General features: G+C 66.1%; 1 pseudogene. It reads right to left on the bottom strand.

What is annotated here, in order from left to right:
* Window positions 1-125: 125 nt before the first annotated feature.
* A pseudogene (locus tag RM779_RS33510) lies at window positions 126-257 on the bottom strand (IS481 family transposase); the annotation flags it as partial.

Here is a 257-nt window from a genome sequence, read left to right as displayed (position 1 = left end):
GCCCCCAAGGGCCTGGGGGAGCACCGCATCTGGGGGCACCTCCCTGGGGGCACCTCCCAGACGAAGTCTGGGGGAGGAGCCTGGGGGAGCCGCGGGCTGATCCGACAAGATCGACAGGACAGGACCTAGGTGTATTGACCCGCGACGTTGTTAACGCGGGTGATCGGGGGCTGGCCTTCGAGTGCGGTGTGGCAGCGATGGTAGTTGTAGGTGTGGAGGTAGTCGTTGAGGGCGGCGGTTCGTTCGCTGTTGCTGCC

It is taken from the genome of Streptomyces johnsoniae (assembly GCF_031845565.1).
Lineage (GTDB): Bacteria > Actinomycetota > Actinomycetes > Streptomycetales > Streptomycetaceae > Streptomyces > Streptomyces johnsoniae.
Note: the sequence above shows the minus strand (reverse complement) of the source record. Positions and strands in the feature narration are given on the sequence as shown.